Source organism: Corynebacterium sp. CCUG 51687 (genome assembly GCF_024453995.1).
Lineage (GTDB): Bacteria > Actinomycetota > Actinomycetes > Mycobacteriales > Mycobacteriaceae > Corynebacterium > Corynebacterium pseudogenitalium.
In genome coordinates, this window is sequence record NZ_JAGPYT010000003.1 from 106,223 (window position 1) to 125,486 (window position 19,264).

At 64.5% G+C, this 19,264-nt stretch carries 19 protein-coding genes; 17 read left to right on the top strand and 2 right to left on the bottom strand.

The features are described from left to right. The first annotated feature begins 55 nt into the window (after window positions 1-55). The 13 genes from KBX13_RS04125 (at window position 56) to KBX13_RS04185 (ending at window position 12,995) form a co-directional block, all read left to right on the top strand. On the top strand, window positions 56-724 hold the full coding sequence (locus KBX13_RS04125) for a hypothetical protein (protein WP_256020843.1): 669 nt from the start codon (window positions 56-58) through the stop codon (window positions 722-724). A gap of 265 nt (window positions 725-989) precedes the next feature. Beyond that, window positions 990-2,141: a radical SAM family heme chaperone HemW gene (gene hemW, locus KBX13_RS04130; RefSeq protein WP_256020845.1), complete on the top strand. Its 1,152-nt coding sequence runs from the start codon at window positions 990-992 to the stop codon at window positions 2,139-2,141. Window positions 2,142-2,173: 32 nt separating this feature from the next. Beyond that, window positions 2,174-3,190 (top strand): heat-inducible transcriptional repressor HrcA, encoded by a 1,017-nt coding sequence (gene hrcA, locus KBX13_RS04135; protein WP_252931278.1) that lies wholly within the window; start codon window positions 2,174-2,176, stop codon window positions 3,188-3,190. Window positions 3,191-3,218: 28 nt separating this feature from the next. Further along, window positions 3,219-4,349: a molecular chaperone DnaJ gene (gene dnaJ, locus KBX13_RS04140; protein WP_071567714.1), complete on the top strand. Its 1,131-nt coding sequence runs from the start codon at window positions 3,219-3,221 to the stop codon at window positions 4,347-4,349. Further along, window positions 4,350-5,069, top strand: coding sequence for a 16S rRNA (uracil(1498)-N(3))-methyltransferase (locus KBX13_RS04145; RefSeq protein ID WP_256020846.1), 720 nt, complete (start codon window positions 4,350-4,352; stop codon window positions 5,067-5,069). 11 nt (window positions 5,070-5,080) lie between these two features. Beyond that, entirely contained in the window at window positions 5,081-6,073 is a 993-nt protein-coding gene (locus tag KBX13_RS04150) for a PhoH family protein (protein ID WP_256020848.1), read from the top strand. After that, the gene (gene ybeY / locus KBX13_RS04155; protein ID WP_256020849.1) at window positions 6,070-6,636 is read left to right on the top strand and encodes an rRNA maturation RNase YbeY; all 567 of its coding nucleotides are present in this window, start codon (window positions 6,070-6,072) and stop codon (window positions 6,634-6,636) included. Before KBX13_RS04150 ends, ybeY begins: the two co-directional genes overlap by 4 nt. Beyond that, a complete protein-coding gene (locus KBX13_RS04160) occupies window positions 6,637-7,977 on the top strand; it encodes a hemolysin family protein (protein ID WP_256020851.1) in 1,341 nt (446 codons plus the stop codon). A gap of 25 nt (window positions 7,978-8,002) precedes the next feature. Continuing rightward, window positions 8,003-8,854, top strand: coding sequence for a pyridoxal kinase PdxY (pdxY, locus tag KBX13_RS04165; protein ID WP_256020852.1), 852 nt, complete (start codon window positions 8,003-8,005; stop codon window positions 8,852-8,854). Between the two features lie 247 nt (window positions 8,855-9,101). Further along, entirely contained in the window at window positions 9,102-10,016 is a 915-nt protein-coding gene (locus KBX13_RS04170) for an endonuclease domain-containing protein (protein ID WP_256020854.1), read from the top strand. Between the two features lie 486 nt (window positions 10,017-10,502). Further along, window positions 10,503-11,519, top strand: coding sequence for a GTPase Era (gene era / locus KBX13_RS04175; protein WP_256020855.1), 1,017 nt, complete (start codon window positions 10,503-10,505; stop codon window positions 11,517-11,519). After that, window positions 11,509-12,246: a DNA repair protein RecO gene (gene recO / locus KBX13_RS04180; RefSeq protein ID WP_256020857.1), complete on the top strand. Its 738-nt coding sequence runs from the start codon at window positions 11,509-11,511 to the stop codon at window positions 12,244-12,246. The genes era and recO overlap by 11 nt, the downstream gene beginning before the upstream one ends. Before the next feature lie 8 nt (window positions 12,247-12,254). Further along, window positions 12,255-12,995 carry an isoprenyl transferase gene (locus KBX13_RS04185; protein ID WP_240492792.1) on the top strand — a complete coding sequence of 247 codons (741 nt, stop codon included), beginning with the start codon at window positions 12,255-12,257 and terminating at the stop codon, window positions 12,993-12,995. On the opposite strand, the gene KBX13_RS04190 is transcribed toward KBX13_RS04185, so the two are convergent. Beyond that, entirely contained in the window at window positions 12,992-13,408 is a 417-nt protein-coding gene (locus KBX13_RS04190; protein WP_256020859.1) for a Fur family transcriptional regulator, read from the bottom strand. The genes KBX13_RS04185 and KBX13_RS04190 overlap by 4 nt on opposite strands. A gap of 114 nt (window positions 13,409-13,522) precedes the next feature. Here KBX13_RS04190 and KBX13_RS04195 point away from each other — a divergent pair, with 114 nt between their 5' ends. From KBX13_RS04195 to KBX13_RS04205, 3 genes are read left to right on the top strand one after another with little or no spacing between them, the layout of a single operon-like run. After that, on the top strand, window positions 13,523-14,905 hold the full coding sequence (locus tag KBX13_RS04195) for a glycine--tRNA ligase (protein WP_256020862.1): 1,383 nt from the start codon (window positions 13,523-13,525) through the stop codon (window positions 14,903-14,905). Window positions 14,906-14,917: 12 nt separating this feature from the next. Continuing rightward, window positions 14,918-15,424 (top strand): hypothetical protein, encoded by a 507-nt coding sequence (locus tag KBX13_RS04200; protein WP_070478004.1) that lies wholly within the window; start codon window positions 14,918-14,920, stop codon window positions 15,422-15,424. Next, window positions 15,424-15,849 carry a hypothetical protein gene (locus KBX13_RS04205; protein WP_256020864.1) on the top strand — a complete coding sequence of 142 codons (426 nt, stop codon included), beginning with the start codon at window positions 15,424-15,426 and terminating at the stop codon, window positions 15,847-15,849. Before KBX13_RS04200 ends, KBX13_RS04205 begins: the two co-directional genes overlap by 1 nt. 13 nt (window positions 15,850-15,862) lie before the next feature. Here the strand turns inward: KBX13_RS04205 and KBX13_RS04210 are convergent, their stop codons facing one another. Then, window positions 15,863-17,887, bottom strand: coding sequence for a TPM domain-containing protein (locus KBX13_RS04210; protein WP_256020865.1), 2,025 nt, complete (start codon window positions 17,885-17,887; stop codon window positions 15,863-15,865). A 4-nt stretch (window positions 17,888-17,891) separates the two neighbouring features. Here KBX13_RS04210 and KBX13_RS04215 point away from each other — a divergent pair, with 4 nt between their 5' ends. Continuing rightward, window positions 17,892-19,205: a deoxyguanosinetriphosphate triphosphohydrolase gene (locus KBX13_RS04215; RefSeq protein WP_256001487.1), complete on the top strand. Its 1,314-nt coding sequence runs from the start codon at window positions 17,892-17,894 to the stop codon at window positions 19,203-19,205. Window positions 19,206-19,264: the final 59 nt, after the last annotated feature.

A 19,264-nucleotide genomic window follows, 5' to 3' on the forward strand; every position in this document is an offset into this window, starting at 1 on the left:
AACATTTCCATCGACTTTTGATCCGTACTTCCTGTGAGCCAGAAGGGGGCTATTCGTGCATAAAACTGCAGCGATGCTACGCCACCGTGAGCTGACACAGGAGATTCACAACATCGGCGACGAAGTCGCTGAATACACGGAGCACCTCGCAGAAGCAGTCGCAGACTACGACGGCGAACTTACCGACGACTGCCTCGCCGAATTCGTCGAAATCGTCGACGATGCCCGCAACGACGCCCGCCGCATCGTCGGCGAACTTATCGGGCTTCGCCAGGCGCTGACGACCGGGATGCGCGCCGGGGTGCTCTCCGCCTCCTACCGGCCGGAGGAAAAGATCCCCGAGCCCGAGCTTCTCGACGCCGCCGGCCTCGAAGACCTCTTTCCACTCCAAGCGCCGTTCTCCGTGCAGACCATGCAGGATGCGCTTGCCGGCCGCACCGACCTGACCGTGCAGCACCTCGGCGAGATCGTGCAGTACACGCTCGAGCAGACCGAGATGGTCGCCCGGGAACTGGGTGCCGTGAGCTTGCCGCACCTTTATGCGCGGGTCGGGGAGCTGGTCGAGGCCGCCGTCGACGGCTGGATGGAAACCGTCTGTATCGACCACCCCGCGTTCGTGCGCACGATGCGCGGTGTCGCCCCGCCACAGTTTCTCGAGGAGCGCGCCCGGGTGGACGCCATCGTGGCGAAGGTGGCGGCGAAGCGTCGCCGACGCGGGGCATAGGTCTGTGGCACGAGGGGGTGCGCACCAAATTCCTTCATTTTGAGGGCGGGGGTTAGCGTTTCCTCAGTTCACTAATGGCTTGTGAGGGAATTTGGTGCTTGTCCTCATGTAGCAGTGCCAAAGGACGCACTTCTTGTTGGGGGAGGAGGCAAAAGCCCAGGTCGTGAAAAAGAGCGGGGGTTGCGTCTTTTGGCACTGGCCGGTCAGGGAGCGCGCCTCGAACACAATTCGCAAACTCGGCCCCGGTCTGCTGCAATTGCGAGGTATGAACACAGCGCAGCAATCACAGCCCGACTTTGGCGTCTATATCCACGTGCCGTTTTGCGCAACGCGGTGTGGGTACTGTGACTTCAATACCTATACGCCGACGGAGGTGGAAAGCTCCCACGCGGAGTACCTGGCGTCACTGGAAAAGGAGCTGCAGCTGGCGGCGCAGCAGCCGGGCGTGGCTGAGGCGAGCACGGTGTTTATTGGGGGAGGGACGCCCTCGCTGTTGGGGGCGGATGGACTGGGCAGGGTGTTGTCGATGGTGCGGGACACCTTCGGCATCCAGGCGGGGGCGGAGGTGACGACGGAGTCGAACCCGGAGTCGACGGATCCGGCGTACTTCGCGGGGCTGCTGGAGCACGGCTTTACGAGGGTGTCGTTGGGGATGCAGTCGGCGTCGGCGTCGGTGCTCAAGGTGTTGGACCGGAAGCACACGCCGGGCAGGGCGGTCGCGGCGGCCAAGGAGGCCCTCGACGTCGGCTTCGAGCACGTGAATCTGGACATGATTTACGGCACGCCGACGGAAACGGACGACGACGTACGCCGCACCCTCGACGCCATCCTGTCGACGGGCGTCGACCATGTGAGCGCCTACTCGCTGATCGTGGAGGATGGCACCGCCATGGCGCGCAAGATCCGCCGCGGTGAGCTGCCCGCGCCGCAGGAGGACGTGTATGCGGACCGTTACGAGATGATCGCCGACACCTTGGAGGCGGCCGGGTTTGGCTGGTACGAGGTGTCGAACTGGGCGCGGCCGGGTGGGGAGTGCCAGCACAACCTGTTGTACTGGCGTGGCGCGCACTGGTGGGGTGCGGGCCCGGGGGCGCACTCGTTTATTGGGGACCGCCGGTTCTGGAACGTGAAGCGGCCGGAACGTTACAACCAGTTGCTCGCCGACAGCACGCTGCCGATTGACAGCGGGGAGACGCTCACACCGCAGGAGCGGCACGAGGAGCAGGTGATGCTGGGGCTGCGGCTGAAGGAGGGTGTGCCTCGGGGGCTGATTGGTGAGGGGGCGGAAGGGGTCGTCGAGAAGTATGTGGCGGCGGGCCTGTTGACTGCGGGTGAGCGCGTGGCCGTGACTGATGCCGGGCGCTTGCTGGCGGACGGGATCGTGACGGACATTTTGGCTGCCGAGGAGGCAGAGTAGTATGAGTTAGCAGTCGACGAAGGGGAGTGCTAATGAGTGCAGCGAATGATCGCAGACAGCGGGTGCTGCGCGCAATCGTCGCCGACTATATTGCGCGGCAGGAACCCGTCGGATCGAAGATGCTGGTGGAGCGCCACGGGCTGAAGGTCAGCTCGGCGACCATCCGCAACGACATGAGCGTGCTGGAGCGCGAGGGCTACATCACGCAGACGCACGCGTCCTCGGGGCGCATCCCGACGGAGGCCGGGTACCGCGCGTTTGTCGACGCCCTCCACGACGTCAAGCCGCTGTCCACAGCGGAGCGTCATGCCATTTTGGACTTCCTCGAGCACGGCGTGGACATGGAGGACGTGCTGCGTCGCAGTGTGCAGCTGTTGGCCCAGCTGACGAACCAGGCGGCGGTGGTGCAGCTACCGACGCTGAACGTGTCTCGCGTGAAGCACTGTGAGGTGGTGGCGCTGTCGCCGACGCGGCTGCTGCTGGTGCTGATCACGGACACCGGGCGCGTGGACCAGCGCAACGTGGAGCTCGCCGCGCCGCTGGGCACCGACGGGGTGTTCCTGCTGCGGGACCTGCTCAATACGGTGCTGGTGGGCAAGACGATGCGCGATGCCTCCGCCGCGCTGAAGATGCTGCACGCGCAGGCGCCGCCGGTCATCGCGGATGCGGTGGAGCGGGCGACGGCGGTGCTCATCGAGACGCTGGTGGAGACCACGACCGACCGGCTGCTCATCGCGGGCGCCGGGAACTTGAGCGTGAACCGGATGGTGGATCTGCACAGCGTGATTGAGGCGTTGGAGCAGCAGGTGATCGTGCTGAAGCTGTTGGCGAACGCGCAGCAGTTGGAGCACGTCTCGGTCAGTATTGGCAACGAGAATGAGGAAAAGGAATTTTCTCAGGCCTCCATTGTTAGTACTGCATATGGAGCTGGCGACGAGGCGCTCGGCGGCCTTGGGGTGGTCGGTCCGACGCATATGGACTATCCGGGTACCATGCAAAAGGTTGCCACCGTGGCTCAGTACATCAGTCGCATTTTGCGGGGCGAATAACTTCGAAGTGTTGAAAGGGAACTAACTAGTGGCTCGTGATTATTACGGCATCCTCGGCGTTGACCGAGAGGCGACCGAGCAGGAAATCAAGAGGGCGTACCGGAAGCTCGCCCGCAAGTACCACCCGGATGTGAACCCGTCTGATGAGGCGGCTGAGAAGTTCGCCGAGATCTCGCTGGCGCAGGAGGTGCTGCTGGACCCGGCGAAGCGCAGCATCGTGGATCGCGGCGGCGACCCGATGGAGCAGGGCGGCATGGGCGGCGCCGGTGGCGGTGGCTTCGGGGGCTTCGGCGACATTTTCGACGCCTTCTTCGGCGGCGGCGGGCGCAGCCACGAGCCGCGCTCGCGCGTCCAGCCGGGCAACGACGCCCTGCTGCGCACCCAGATCACCCTGGAGGACGCCTATGCGGGCGTGACCAAGGAGGTCACCGTGGATACCGCGGTGCTGTGCCAGAAGTGCCACGGCACCGGCTCCGAGTCTGAGGCGAAGGCCGTGCAGTGTGACTACTGCGCGGGCCAGGGCGTGGTGCAGGAAGTGCAGCAGTCCTTCCTGGGCAACGTGATGACCACGCACGACTGCCCGAAGTGCCACGGCTACGGCGAAGTGATCCAGGATCCGTGCCGCCAGTGCGCCGGCGACGGTCGGGTGCGCGCCACCCGCGACCTGAAGGTAAAGATCCCGGCGGGTATCGCCAACGGGATGCGCATCCGCATGGCGGGGCAGGGCGAGGTCGGCCACGGTGGCGGTCCCGCCGGTGACCTCTACGTGGAGGTACAGACCGCGCCACACAAGATTTTCGTGCGCGACGGCAACGACTTGCACCTGCGCCTGAACGTGCCGATGTACGACGCCGCGCTGGGCACCAGCATCGACGTCGAAAACCTTGCCGGTGACACGACCACCATCGAGATCCCGGCGGGCACCCAGCCGGGCGACGAGGTCCGCCTCGAGGGCGAGGGCATGCCACGCCTGCGCGCCGAGGGACACGGCGACATGATCGCCCACATCCAGGTCGTCGTGCCGACGCACCTCAGTGGCGAGGAGCGCCGCAGCCTCGAGCAGCTTCGCGACGCCCGCGGCGACGCCACCGGCGTCCACCACGACGACGAGCGCGACGAAGGCTTCTTCTCCCGCATGCGCGACAGGTTCCGCCGCTAAATGAGCGTCCCGTACTTCCTCACCCCGAACCCCGCCAGCGGCACCCTCGACGGCGACGAGGCGAAGCACGCCTTCGTCAAACGCATCGAGCCCGGCGAGCGCATCGCGCTGACCGACGGCTCCGGCACCGTCGCGGACGTCATTGTCCGCCACAGCGACAAGCAGCAGCTGCGCGGCGACGTCACTGAGGTACGCACCGTGCCCGCGCCCGAGCAGCGCGTCACCCTGGTGCAGGCAGTGCCGAAGTCGGAACGCGCGGAGCTCGCCGTCGACCTCGCCGTGCAAGGAGGTGTCGACGCCATCGTCCCCTGGATCTCGCACCGCACCATCGCGCGCTGGCCCGCCGCCAAACAGGCCAAGCAGGTGGAGAAGTGGCAGCACCAGGCGATCGCGTCCGCAAAGCAGGCGCGCCGGGCATGGGTGCCGCAGGTCGCAGACCCAGTGACCACGAACCAGCTGAAAGACCTGCTTGCCGAGGTGGGCGAAGGGGGCGTCGAGAAGCAGGCGCTGGTGCTGCACGAAGACGCGGCCGTGCCGCTGACCACCGTCGAGTTCGGGCCGGACATCTGGCTCATCGTGGGGCCGGAAGGCGGCATCGGCGAGGATGAGCTCGAGCTCATCGGCGCCCGCGCTGTCACCCTCGGGCCGGAGGTGTTGCGTACCGCGAGTGCCGGTTTTGCTGCACTATGCGCAATCGGCGCGCTAACGACGCGCTGGTAGGGTTAGGCGACATGGAACCTTTGGTCACGCGCAACATTGAGCTTGACTCTGTATACACCCAGGACGTGCTCGGTATTAATGACACGAACCTGCGGGTGCTCAACCAACACCTCGGCGCCGACGTGCACGCCCGCGGCAACGCGGTGACCGTGCGGGGCCCGGCCGTGGTGGTCGCGCACGCGCTGCGGGTGCTCGACGAGCTCGAGTCGATGGCGCGGCGCGGCGTTCCCATTACCGCGGATACCGTCACGCACGCGATTTCGCTGATGGAGGTGGAGTCACCGGAGTCGGTGGCGGAGCTGCTCGGCGCGGAGATCATCTCGCGGCGCGGCAAGGTCATCCGTCCGAAGACGGCAGGCCAGCGGGCCTACGTCGACGCGATCGACGACAACACGATTACGTTCGGCATTGGGCCTGCGGGCTCCGGTAAGACGTACCTGGCCGTGGCGAAGGCCGTACAAGCACTGCACAATAAAGAGGTCAAGCGCATCATTCTGACCCGCCCCGCCGTCGAGGCAGGGGAGAAGCTCGGCTTCCTGCCGGGCACCCTGAGTGACAAGATCGACCCTTACCTGCGCCCGCTCTACGACGCGCTGCGCGACATGATGGACCCGGAAGCCATCCCGAAGCTCATCGAGGCCGGCATTATCGAGGTCGCCCCGCTGGCGTACATGCGCGGGCGCACCCTCTCGGACGCGTTCGTCATCCTCGACGAGGCCCAGAACACCTCTGGCTCCCAGATGAAGATGTTCCTCACCCGCCTGGGCTTCGGCTCAAAGATGGTGGTCACGGGCGATATTTCCCAGGTTGACCTGCCGCGCGGCACGGTCTCCGGCCTGCGCGTCGCCCGCCGCATCCTCGGCGACATCGAGGGCATTTCCTTCCAGGACCTGCGCGCGGAAGACGTCGTGCGACACCACCTGATCTCCCGGATCGTCGCGGCCTACGACGAGCACGCCGCACGCTACGAACGAAAACAACGCGAAGAAGAGGCAAGACAGTGAGTATTGAAGTCCTCAACGAATCGGGGGAGGCAGACGTCAACGAGGAAATGCTCGTCGATGTCTGCTCCTTCGCCCTGCAAGCCATGGATGTGCACCCAGACACGGAGGCAACCATCACGCTTGTCGACGAAGCCACCATGGCCGACCTCCACGTTCGGTGGATGGATCTGGAAGGGCCCACGGACGTCATGAGCTTCCCGATGGACGAGCTCACCCCAGGCGGCGGACGCCCGGACGCGTCCCCGTTCGGCGCGGCGATGCTCGGCGACATCATCCTGTGCCCGGCCTTCGACCGCAAGCAGGCGGAGATGGCAGGCCACGACCTCGGCCACGAGCTCGCCCTGCTCACCGTCCACGGGGTGCTGCACCTGCTCGGCTACGACCACGTCATGCCGGACGAGGAACGCGAGATGTTCTCGCTGCAAAACGAGCTGCTCGCGGACTGGTACGACTCGCTGGCGGCACGCGGCATCGAGTACCAGCCCAAGCCGACCGGCGCCCATGCATTTCCCTCAGCCGCCGACCGCGAGGAGCTCGATCGTATGATGAAGGACCGCGACTAAATGGAGTTCACCGTTGCCTACGGCCTCGTCGCTGTGCTCGCGCTGCTGCTTTCCGGCCTGTTCGGATCGGTCGAATCGGCGCTGACCCCGATTTCGCGCGCGCGCGTCGAGACCATGGTCAAGGACGACGTCTCCGGAGCCAAGGCGCTCGCCCGGGTTGTCGACGCCCGCGCCAACCAAATCAACATGCTGGTCATGCTGCGCACCGTCCTCGACGCCGTTGCAGCGGTCTTCGCCGCCATGCTGGCGATGGACCTGATCCCCTCCGACGCGTGGGCGATCATCGCCGCCGTCGCGTCGGTGACACTGTTGCAGTTCAGCATCATCGGCGTATTTGCGCGCACCGCGGGGCGCCGCAACCCCTACACGATCTCGCTGAAGGCCGCGCCGTGGCTGATCATTGTCAACCGGGTCCTCGGTCCGGTATCGCGCCTGCTTATCTGGGTGGGCAACCTGTTCCACCCCGGCGAGGACTTCCGCGACGGCCCGTACTCCACCGAAGTGGAGCTGCGCGAGATGGTCGACATCGCCCAGGAGAAAGGCGTGGTGGAAACCGCCGAGGGCCGCATGATCCAAAACATCTTCGACCTTGCCTCCACCCACGCCCGTCAAATCATGGTGCCGCGCCCCGAAATGATCTGGATTGAAGGGGAGAAGACGGCCCGCCAGGCAACCACGCTGATGGTGCGCTCCGGGCACTCCCGCGTGCCCGTGATCGGGGAGAACGTCGATGAGATTGTGGGCGTCGCATATTTGAAGGACATGTTCGGGCCCAGCGGTACCCCAGTGGCGCCGGACACCGTGCTGTCCACCCTGATGCGCGACCCGCTGTTCATCCCGGACTCCAAGCCACTCGACGTGCTGCTGCAAGAGATGCAGCGGGTGAACACGCACATCGCCATCGTGATCGACGAGTTCGGCAACGTCGCCGGCCTGCTCACAATGGAGGACCTCCTGGAGGAAATCGTCGGCGAAATCACCGACGAATACGACGACGACGAAGACGCCCCAATCGAGTTCGTCGCCGCGCGCACCCTGCGCGCCCAGGCACGCCTGCCTCTCGACGACCTCGTCGACTTCCTCGCCGACAACCTCGACTACGAGCTCGCCTTCGAGGAGGACGTCACCGACTCCGTCGACACCGTGGCAGGCCTGCTGTCCTACGAGCTGGGCCGCGTGCCGCTGCCGGGCTCCGCCATCGTCCACGACGGCCTACGCTACACCGCGGAAGGCGGCCGCGACCGGCGCGGACGCATTAAGACCCGCAGCGTGCTCATCGAGGTCCCCGAACCCGCCGAAGCACCCATGGAAGATTCAGACGGGGGTTCTGAAGACAAGTAGCCGTCAGGTTTGTACGCTTATCCCCATGAGCAATATCTTGTCGATCCAGTCCGCCGTCTCCTACGGCCACGTAGGCAACTCCGCCGCCGTCTTCCCACTGCAGCGCATTGGCCACGAAGTGTGGCCCGTCTACACCGTCAACTACTCCAACCACACCGGGTACGGCTCCTGGAAAGGCCCAATGATCCCAGCCACGGAGGTTGCGGCCATCATCGACGGCATTGAGGAGCGCGGGGCCCTCCCGCGTGTCGACGCCATCCTCTCCGGCTACCAAGGCGGCGACGACATCGCCGACGTCATCATCGATACCGTCGCCCGCGTCAAAGCGGTCAACCCTGACGCCATCTACGCCTGCGACCCAGTCATGGGCAGCGCTAAATCCGGCTGCTTCGTCTCCGACAACATCCCGCCCCTCCTGCGCGATCGCGTCGTCCCCGTCGCCGACCTCATCACCCCCAACCAGTTCGAGCTCGGCTACCTGGTAGAACAAGACGTCACCGACCTCGACTCGACACTCCGCGCCGTCGACGCCGCCCGCGAAATGGGCCCCTCCACCGTCCTGGTCACCTCGGTTGAGCGCGCCGACGCCCCCGCCGACACTATCGAAATGATCGCCGTCGACGACCACGGCAAGTGGATCGTGCGCACCCCACGCCTGCCATTCAAGCGCAACGGCTCCGGCGACGTCACCGCAGCCCTCTTCACCGGCCACTACCTGCGCGGCGGCAACGCCGCCGACGCCCTGGTCAAGACCGCCAGCTCCGTCTACGACCTGCTCAAGCGCACCTACGACGCTGACTCCGCCGAACTCCTGCTCGTCGAGTCCCAGGACGCCTACGCCAACCCGCAGCTGCAGTTCGAGGTTGAGGCGCTCTAGCCGTTTGCGCCCGCGTTTTTCGCACGCTTCCACCTCCATTTTGCTTAAAGCGTGCGATTAAAAGCGTGCGATGCAGGTCGCGTATTTTCTCCCAATCCGGCCGATTTCACTGACCAGCATCGCACGCTTTTAATACCTCGACCGGAACGTTTTCGAGGTGAAGCCGGGTGCACCCGGATGCACACCATGGTGTGCAAAGCACGGAAAACCCTGATGCCGGGACCGCATGCCTGCCACAATGAGGCACATGGATATGGGGGACTGGAAAACACGGTTGCGCTCCGAGTTTGTTGACATTCGGAGCTGCGTGAACGTGAGCCGCGAGGTGCGGGAGCGCTTGGATTCCGGCGAGCTGGTGAGGTTGTCGTCGGGGTTGGCGGTGCCGGCATCAATAATTGAAAAGGTCCCGAGGTACCAGCGTGATTGGGCGAGGAGCTTCGCTGTCGGTGCGGTTGCGCAGACTGCGGTTGTGACGGGGCGGGCGGCGGCGCACCTGCTGGGGATGTGGACGGTCAATCAGCCGATGCCGCAGGTCTCGATGTTGACGCACAACCCGCCACCGAAGCCAACGCGGCAGCCAGGTGTGCGCTACGTCCGGTCGCGATTCCGGCCGGATGAGGTGGTGCGAGGCCAGCACCTCAACACGACTACTCCGTACCGGACCTTTTTGGAGATCGCACGGGAAGCCGGGTTCAAACATGCGCTCGTAGCTGCGGACTGGCTACTCTATTCACGCACGCTTATTGCGCCGCAGCTAGCGCATTTAATGCGCACGACTCCCCGGTTTCGTGGGATTGGTGCAGCTCGAAAGGCTGTCCAGTACGCTGTGCTTGGTCCGGAGTCTGCGCCGGAGTCCTATGCTCGGGCAGTGCTGCTAGATGCAGGCTTCAAGAATGTGTTGCCTAACGTATGGATCGATTCGACGCGCTACCGTGTGGACCTTCTCGTTGAGAATGCGCTGATCATTGAAATCGATGGGAACGTGAAGTACCTCGGCTCTGACGTGGACACAGCGGATGTGCTCTTGAAGGAGAAACGCCGCGCCGATACCTTGCGCAATCTCGGCTACGAGTTGGTCCGCTTTTCGCCCACTGATGTCGAAGGCAACCCCGCCACCTTCTTATCGACGGTCCACTCCGCCCTGAACCGCGCCCGCCGATAGTGTGCCGCCTGTTTCGCCGCCTTCTTCGCGAGCTTCTCGCGCCCATTTTGCTCAAAGCGTGCGATTAAAAGCGTGCGATGCAGGTCGCGCATTTTCTCTCAACCCGGCCGAATTTCACTGACCAGCATCGCACGCTTTTAATACCTCGGCCGGAACGCAACCTCCAGGAGAGCACTGCAAAATGAGGTCGTTTTGTGGCCGTCTTGAGGTCACAACTGTCTTCAGTTTGTGCCCGTTTTGCTCAAAGCGTGCGCTTAGAAGCGTGCGATGCAGGTCGCACGTTTTCACCTACCCGGGTCGATTTTCGGCGACCTGCATCGCACTCCTTTAACACTTCGACCGGAGCTAAAACGAAACAAAAACCGCAGAAACCCTTTGAAGATTGTGAATGCTTTTGAAAGTTTTGAAGTTTGTGAATTGTTTTGAAGTTTGAACAGCGACAACACGGCACTGCCAACCGCACCGCACAGGGTAGACTTTTGCACCATGAGCGAAAACTTCCCGGAGTTCCCAGACCTGTCCAACGCACCAGCTGACACAAACGCGAATCCAGGCGCGAACCCAGTACCAAGTACCAGCGACTACGCCGGCTTCACGCAGACCCCGGAGGGGTTTCGGTCGGGCTTTGTGAGTTTTGTGGGCAGGCCGAATACGGGCAAGTCGACGCTGATGAATGCGTTGGTGGGGGAGAAGATTGCGATTATGGCGGATCAGCCGGAGACGACGCGTCGGCCGATTCGTGGGGTGGTGAATCGGGAGGATGCGCAGGTGATTGTGGTGGATACGCCGGGGGTGCACCGGCCGAGGACGTTGTTGGGGCAGCGGCTGAATGAGATCGTGAAGGATACGTACCAGGATGTGGACGTGATTGGGTTTACGGTGCCTGCGGATGAGAAGTTGGGGCCGGGGGATCGCTACATTTTGGAGGAGATTCGGGCGGCGAAGCCGAAGACGCCGATTGTGGGCATCGTGACGAAGTTGGACAAGGTGCCGAAGGACGTGGTGGGGGAGCGTCTGTTGGCGATGCACGAGTACTTGGGGCAGGACGTGGAGTTGGTGCCGGTGTCTGCGAAGGACCGGGTGCAGCTGGACGTACTGATGGATGTGCTGGTGAGCAAGCTTCCGGAGGGGCCGCGGTTTTATCCGGTTGATCAGGTGACGGATGAGGGCGTCGAGGCGCGGATTGAGGAGTTGATCCGTGAGGAGGCGCTGAGTGGGCTGCGTGAGGAGTTGCCACACTCGGTGGCGGTGCAGATTGATGAGATGCATCCGGATCCGGAGCGCCCGGATCGGATGATGATTTATGCGGTGATGTTTTTGGAGCGTCCTGGCCAGAAGCGGATTATTGAGGGGCCTGGTGGGCGTCGTTTGAGTGGGATTGTGCACCGTTCGCGGAAGCAGATTATGGAGCTTGTGGGTCAGAACGTGTACCTGGATGTGCGTTTGAAGGTGTTGAAGAATTGGCAGGAGGACCCGAAGGCGTTGGGGCGTCTTGGCTTCTAGGAGAGGTCGCGGCGCGGGGAGGCCGTCGTGGCGGGATCGTGCGTTTGTGGTGCGCACGTACGATTTCGGGGAGGCGGATCGCGTTGTTGTGTTGTTGACGCGCGATCATGGCTTGGTGCGGGGGGTGGCGAAGGGGGTGCGCAAGGCGCGGTCGCGGTTCGGGTCGCGGTTGCAGCCGTTCGTCGAGGTGGATGTGCAGGTTTATCCGGGCAGAGGCTTATCGACGATCACTAGCGCCGATACCGTTGCGTTTTATGGTCACGCGATCATTGATGACTTCGATAGGTACGCGGCGGGTTGCGCGATGTTGGAGGCTGCGGAGAAGCTGTCCTTTGACCAGGAGGATCCGGAGTTATTTGCGCTGCTACAGGAGGGCTTTGAGCGTCTGCAGTCGCCGACGCACCCGACCTTGGTGCTGGACGCGTTTTTGTTGAAGGCGGCGGCGCACGCTGGCTGGAAGATGAGCCTGTTCAACTGCACGAACTGTCAGGCGCCGGGGCCGCATAAGGCGTTTCACGCGGGGACGGGCGGCGCGGTGTGCACGCTGTGCAGGCCGCCGGGGGCGATGGATGTGGACCCGGAGGTGCTGCATTCGATGTGGCTGTTGGAGCATGACCATGTGTGTTCGGAGGAGTTCGCGGAGCAGGTGCACCGGGCGACGTCTGCTCACCTGCAGTTTTATTTGGGGGCGGGGTTAACAAGTTTGCGAGTGATGAAGCAGGCATAATGTTTCCCATGAGCAGACCGCAGATTTCCCCGGAGTTTATTCCTCGTCATATCGCGTTGGTGATGGACGGTAACGGCAGGTGGGCGCAGGAGCGTGGCATGAAGCGCACCGAGGGCCACAAGCGTGGTGAGGCGGTGCTGCTGGACTGCGTGGATGCCTGCATTGAGATGGGGTCGGTGGAGTGGCTGTCGGCGTACGCGTTCTCGACGGAGAACTGGCGCCGCGCGGCGTCCGAGGTGAGGTTCATCATGGGCTTTTCGCGCGATGTGCTGCACCGGCAGCGCGAGGAGCTGCACGAGAAGAACGTGCGCATTGTGTGGGCGGGTCGACGCCCGCGCCTGTGGCGTTCGGTGCTTCGCGAGCTCGAGGCCGCCGAGGAGCTCACGCAGGACAACACGGGGCTCACACTCGCGATGTGCATCAATTACGGTGGTCGCGCCGAGATTATCGACGGCGCCCGCCAGCTGGCCAAGGACGCTCGGGACGGCAAGATTGCGCCTGGGGATATTACGGAGAAGACGTTCGCGAAGTACATGTACCGCCCGGATATGCCGGACGTGGACCTGTTTTTGCGGCCGAGTGGGGAGAAGCGGACGTCGAACTTTTTGCTGTGGCAGTCGGCGTACGCGGAGATGGTCTACCAGGATAAGCTTTTCCCGGACTTCACTAAGGACGACATGTTCGACGCCGTGTACGAGTATGCGAAGCGGGACAGGAGGTTCGGAGGGGCCGTCGATAAGTTTGATTAGGCCTGGCAGTTGCTGCAGATGCCGTAGATTTCGGCCTCGTGGGCGACGAGCGTGAAGCCGTGCTTTTTGGCCGTGGCTTCGGCCCAGGACTCGACGGGGCCGCCTTCGATCTCCTCGCTGGTGCCGCACTTGACGCACACGAGGTGATGGTGGTGGTGCTCGGTGAGGCAGTGCCGGTAGAGGGTTTCGCCCTCTGGGCTTTGGATGACGTCGACGGCGCCGATTTCCGCGAGCCCCTGCAACGTGCGGTAGACGGTGGTGAGCCCGACTTGCTCGTTGCGGTCGACCAGCGCTGCGTGGATGTCTTTGGCGGGGCTGAACTTGTCAATGTCTTTCAGCGCGTCCACGACGGCCTGGCGCTGGCGGGTCATGCGCGGGCCGAGTTTCCTGACGGGGTTATTCGAGCTTGGCATAGTGCGTCCCAGAGTAGCGGACGGCGCCAATGTGGTGGGGTAGATGCTAAGTGTCTGGGGGATTGGCTACACTAAGCGGGTAGTTTTTGCATCACCCATATATGAGGAGTGTTCATGTCAGCCAGCAAGATCGATACCGTTGTTAACCTTTGCAAGCGCCGTGGCCTTGTATACCCGGCCGGTGAAATTTACGGCGGTACGCGTTCTGCATGGGACTACGGTCCGCTCGGTGTCGAGCTGAAGGAAAACATTAAGCGCCAGTGGTGGAAGCACATGGTGCAGTCCAGGAAGGACACGGTCGGCGTGGATACGTCGATTATTCTGCCGCGTCAGGTGTGGGAGGCGTCGGGTCACGTGGAGGTGTTCACGGACCCGCTGGTTGAGTCGCTGTACACCAACAAGCGTTACCGTGCGGACCACCTGCTGGAGGCCTACGAGGAGAAGCACGGCCACCCGCCGGTCAACGGCTTGGCGGACATCAAGGACCCGGAGACGGGCCAGCCGGGCAACTGGACTGAGCCACGTGAGTTCTCGGGCCTGATGAAGACGTACCTCGGCCCGGTCGACGACAAGGAGGGCCTGCACTACATGCGCCCGGAGACGGCGCAGGGCATCTTTGTGAACTTCAAGAACGTGATGACGTCGGCGCGTCTGAAGCCGCCGTTCGGTATCGCGAACATCGGCAAGTCCTTCCGCAACGAGATCACGCCGGGCAACTTCATTTTCCGTACCCGCGAGTTTGAACAGATGGAGATGGAGTTCTTCGTCAAGCCGGGTGAGGACGAAGAGTGGCACCAGTACTGGATTGATAACCGCCTGCAGTGGTACATCGACCTGGGCATTAACCCGGAAAACCTGCGTCTGTACGAGCACCCGAAGGAGAAGCTGTCGCACTACTCGAAGCGCACCGTCGACATCGAGTACGCCTACAACTTCACCGGCTCCAAGTGGGGCGAGCTCGAAGGCATCGCGAACCGCACGGACTACGACCTGCGCACGCACTCCGAGAAGTCCGGCGAGGACCTGTCCTACTTCGACCAGGCCGCCAACGAACGCTGGACGCCGTACTGCATCGAGCCAGCAGCCGGCCTTGGCCGTGCGATGATGGCCTTCCTTGTCGACGCCTACCACGAGGAAGAAGCCCCGAACGCCAAGGGTGGCACGGATACCCGCGTGGTGCTGAAGCTGGATCGACGCCTGGCGCCGGTGAAGGTTGCTGTGCTGCCGCTGTCCAAGAAGTCCGAGCTTGCCGAGCCCGCTGAGGAGCTCGCCGCGAAGCTGCGCCAGCACTGGAACGTCGACTTCGACACCTCCGGCGCGATTGGTCGCCGCTACCGCCGCCAGGACGAGACCGGTACGCCGTTCTGCGTGACCTTCGACTTCGACTCGCTTGAGGACGGCGCCGTGACCGTCCGCGAGCGTGACACGATGGAGCAGGAGCGCGTCAAGATCGACGAGCTCGAGGCATACCTGGCTACCCGCCTGATCGGCTGCTAGGAGGCACTCGCCATGCATTACGTAAGCTGGGACCGCTCGCAGCGCGACGCCCCGAAGCTGTTGGCTGAGGCCGGCCCGGAGGTACTCGGCGAGTTTACACACGAGTCCGCAACGGTGGGCGGGCAGCAGTGGGACCTGCTGGTCGCCCCTGAGTCCGGCGCGGTGGCGAAGTGTAACGGTGAGACAGTGGTGGAAGCCACCGCTTCTTTGGCGCGCGCGAAGGAGATCCCTGTGCATATCGGGGAGCGCTCCTACGTGCTGGTCAACGAGTGGGGCAAGAACTGGGTGGTCAACGACGCCGCCGGCGAGAAGGTCGCGCAGTTCACCCAGGACCACAACGGGGTGCGCAAGGCAATCCTCGAGTTCGAGGGCGAGACCACCCTGCCCGCCACCGACGTGGCCGGCCTGGCGTGGGTAAGCCGCGAGGTCCTGGAGGCGAAGAAGCTCGGGATTTCGAATGCGCTGATCGGCACGCTGTTGCTGTTCTCGGGAATCATCGTGCTGGTGATGTTCCTCTAATGACCACGTTGTGGTGGCGCGGTGCGGCGCTCGAAGGAACCGATGCGGCGGTGGCAACCGTGGAGGGCGCCACGATCACCGCGGACGGCCACCGCATCACCATGGTGTCGACGTTCCCCGCGTCGCTGCGTGCAGTCGACGAGCGCGGCCAGCGCTACCTGCTGCGCAAGACCAGCCTGACCGTGGCGCGCTACACCGCCGAGTGCGGCGGCAGGCCATACACGGTGCGCAGGACCCGGGGGCGCCGCCGCGACATTATCGACGCCCGCGGCACCACCGTCGCAACGACAAACGGCCACCTCAACGGGGAGTTAGAGGTGACCGTTCTAGGGGACTGCGCCTCCGAGGCGCTCGTGGGGGATCTGCTGTTTATAACGTGGGCGCTCACGTACGTGGATACGCCCACGCGTAGGCTGCTTTACTAGGGCTACTAGCCGGTTAGAAAGTGCCGCCGCGGGTGTTCATCCCGCCGCCACCGCCGCCACCGGAGAAGCCGCCGCCTCCACCGAATCCTCCGCCCCCGAAGCCGCCCCCGCGGTTGCCGCCGCCGGAGAGGATCGATCCCCACAGCACGGCCTGCGCCATGGAGTTCGCGGTATCGCGGGCTTGGGCGCGGCGGTACTGATCCAGATCGTCCTTGGCGGCCTGGATCGCGCGACGCGCGGTGGTGGTTGCCTGGCGGGCGTACTCGATGGCCTCGCGGGTGTTGCTGGTGCGGCGCTGCTGGGCCTCCGCGTACTCGCGCTGTGCCTGGGCCAGCAGCGTGCGCGGCTGCGAGCTGATGATGCGGCCGCGGGAACGAATCATGTCCTCGGCGGACTGGATCTGGGTGGTGGCCACCTGCATCTGCTGGTCGAACATGGTCAGCGCCCGTGACTGGTCGTGGGCGGCGCCCTCGGCGCGTTCGATCTCGGCGTCGAGCTGGGCGTCGACGTCGCTCAAGTCGGCGTACAGGCTCAGCGGGTCGGTGGTGTCGCGGTCGCCGATGTTGGCGATGGCCTCGCGGGCGGTCGCGGTGACGCGGTCGAGGGCGGCCACGTCGATGTCAGCGCCCTGCGCACGTGCGCCCTTAAGCTGCGCGATCTGCTCGATCTCGTCGCGGATTTCCTGGATGAGCGAGGAGAGGTTCTCCTTCGCCGTGCGGATGTTCGCGTCGGCGTGCTCGATGGCGGACAAGTTATGGTCGGAAAGCTCGACGGCGCGGGTGGCGGAGGAGAGGACGTCGAGAAGCGGGCCCTGCTCACCGGCCGGGCGTGTGGCGAGCCCGCGGGCCTTGTCCAACTGCGCCTCGGCCTCGTCGAGGGACTCGGCGGCGAGCTCCACGTTGCCGTCGATGGAGTGCAGCATCTGGGCGGGGTACTGCTCCCGCAGCGCCGCCAGCTGCTGCTTCGCCGGCTCCAGCCGCGAGCGCAGATCCACGGTGCGCTGCATCACCTTCTCGATCTCCTCCGGCGCGCGCATCAGCACACCGCGCATCGAGTTGAACTCCTCCGTCTTTGCGCGCAGCGACGCCTCAGCCGTGCGGGCGGACGTAATGATGTCGATAAGCATGGCGCGGCGCTCCGGCTCGGTCTCCGGGATGGCGTCGTGCAGCGCCTGCTGGGTGCGAAACGCGCGCTGCAAGGCGGTGGTCGCCGAGTTCATCGCGGCGGTAAACGGCCGCACGCGGTCGGCGCCGAACTCAGAGGTAGCCAGGCGCAGCTCCTCCTGGCCCTGCTGCACGGACTCGTCGGCAGCGACGAGCGCCTCCTGCGCCACCGCGTCCAGGGTGGCGGTAGGCAGGCGGTTCAGCGAATCAGCATCGCCGGGTGCAAGCTCGCGTGCCGACGCCACCTGCGCCTCCCTGTGCTGCTTATTCTTACGACGCGACACCGCCCAGTACCCGCCACCGGCAACCGCGGCGAGCCCGGCACCGCCGGCAATCAGGCCAGTTGCCTCGCCGCCGTCTGAACCCGAACCCGTGCCACCCGAACCAGCACTAGCGCTGCCGGCCGCCTCAACCGCGGCCAGCGCGGCACCCGCCCAGTCAGACTGCACCAACCTCGCGTACGCCGCCTGGTCAATCGCGTCCGCCTCCGCAGACGACCACTGCTCCCCAGTAGTCACGCTGTAGGCGCGCTCATCCGGCGAAATCGCGATGACTGCCGTGTTCGGCCCGTTGGCCCGCACCGCATCCTCCGTCCACTGCGACGGCGGCGTGCCCGCAAAAGAATCGAGGAACACCACCCGCACCGAACGGCCCTTCTGCGCGCTGACCTGCGCGATAGCGTCCTCAACCTGGGAAATTTCCCCAGGAGTCAGGACGCCAGCTTCGTCGGTGACTGGCGTCGTCAACAAGCTGGGCTGAAGTGCCAGCACAGACACGGACGGCGCTGCAGCCTGCGCCACCGGGGCGACGGCCAACAACGCGCCCCCAACGAACAGCGGGGCAGCGGCCAAGAGACGGTAGTTGCGCTTAGTCATGCCAATGAGGGTAGTCGCTCACGCAGAAACGTGCCGGAACCGTTTACGCTCAGAAGGCGTGTACACCTATAACGCCGCAGACGTCGAACGCCGCGCCCCCGAAGCCCCCAAAGGGGCCCAAACCGCGCCCCACGCAGACACCCGCGACGCCTTCGCCCGCGACCGCGCCCGCGTTCTCCACTCCGCCGCGCTACGACGCCTCGCCGACAAAACCCAAGTCGTCGGACCCCGCGACGGCGACACACCACGCACACGCCTGACCCACTCGCTGGAAGTCGCGCAGATCGCACGCGGTATCGGCACCGGACTCGGCCTCCACCCCGACTTGTGCGAAATGGCCGGCCTCACCCACGACATCGGCCACCCGCCCTACGGCCACAACGGCGAAAACGCCCTCAACGAAGTCGCCCCCTGCGGCTTCGAAGGCAACGCACAAACACTGCGCATCCTCGCGCGCCTCGAACCAAAAATAATTATCGACGCCACCACCTACGGCCTCAACCTCACCCGCGCCAGCCTCGACGCCGCCACCAAATATCCGTGGACCCGCACCAACCCCGACGGTTCCACCAACCGTAAATACTCCGCCTACGACGAAGACGCCGACATACTCGCCTGGGCACGCGCCGGGCACACCGATTCGCGCCCACCCATGGAAGCCCAAGTCATGGACTTCTCCGACGACATCGCCTACTCCGTCCACGACGTCGAAGACGGCATCGTCTCCTCTCGCGTGTCCCTCCAAGTACTTTGGGACTTCGTCGAGCTCGCAGCCCTCGCCGAGAAAGGTGCCGCCGCGTTCGGCGGCACCGCCGACTCCCTCATCGACGCCGCCGACCGCCTCCGCGCCCTGCCCGCCATCGCCGCAGCCGCCGACTTCGACTTCACCCTCCAGTCCTGGACCCAACTCAAAGCGCTGACCTCACAGCTGGTGGGCCGTTACGTCGGTGGGGTCACGCAGGCAACGCTCACCGACGAAGCAAACAACGTGCTGGGCAGACAGCACGGCAACCTCGTGGTCCCGCGCGACGTGGAGGCAGAGGTCCGTCTTCTCAAGACCGTCGCCGTGCTCTATGTGATGGACGAGCCCGCGCACCTCGCTCGCCAGGACCGGCAGCGCGACCGCATCTTCCACGTCCACGAGTACCTGCGCGCCGGCGCGCCGGGCACCCTGGACACGATGTTCCAGCAGTGGTTCGAGGCCGCCGAGACGGATTTGGAGCGCGAGCGCGTCATCGTGGACCAGATCGCCTCGATGACGGAGTCGCGCCTCGAGCGCACCGCGAAGAAGGCCGCCGCGTTCGACGGCTTCTACTAGAGGTATGCCTCGCGAGATTATTCGGGAAATCGTGAACAAAAGTGCAGTTTTTGTGACTC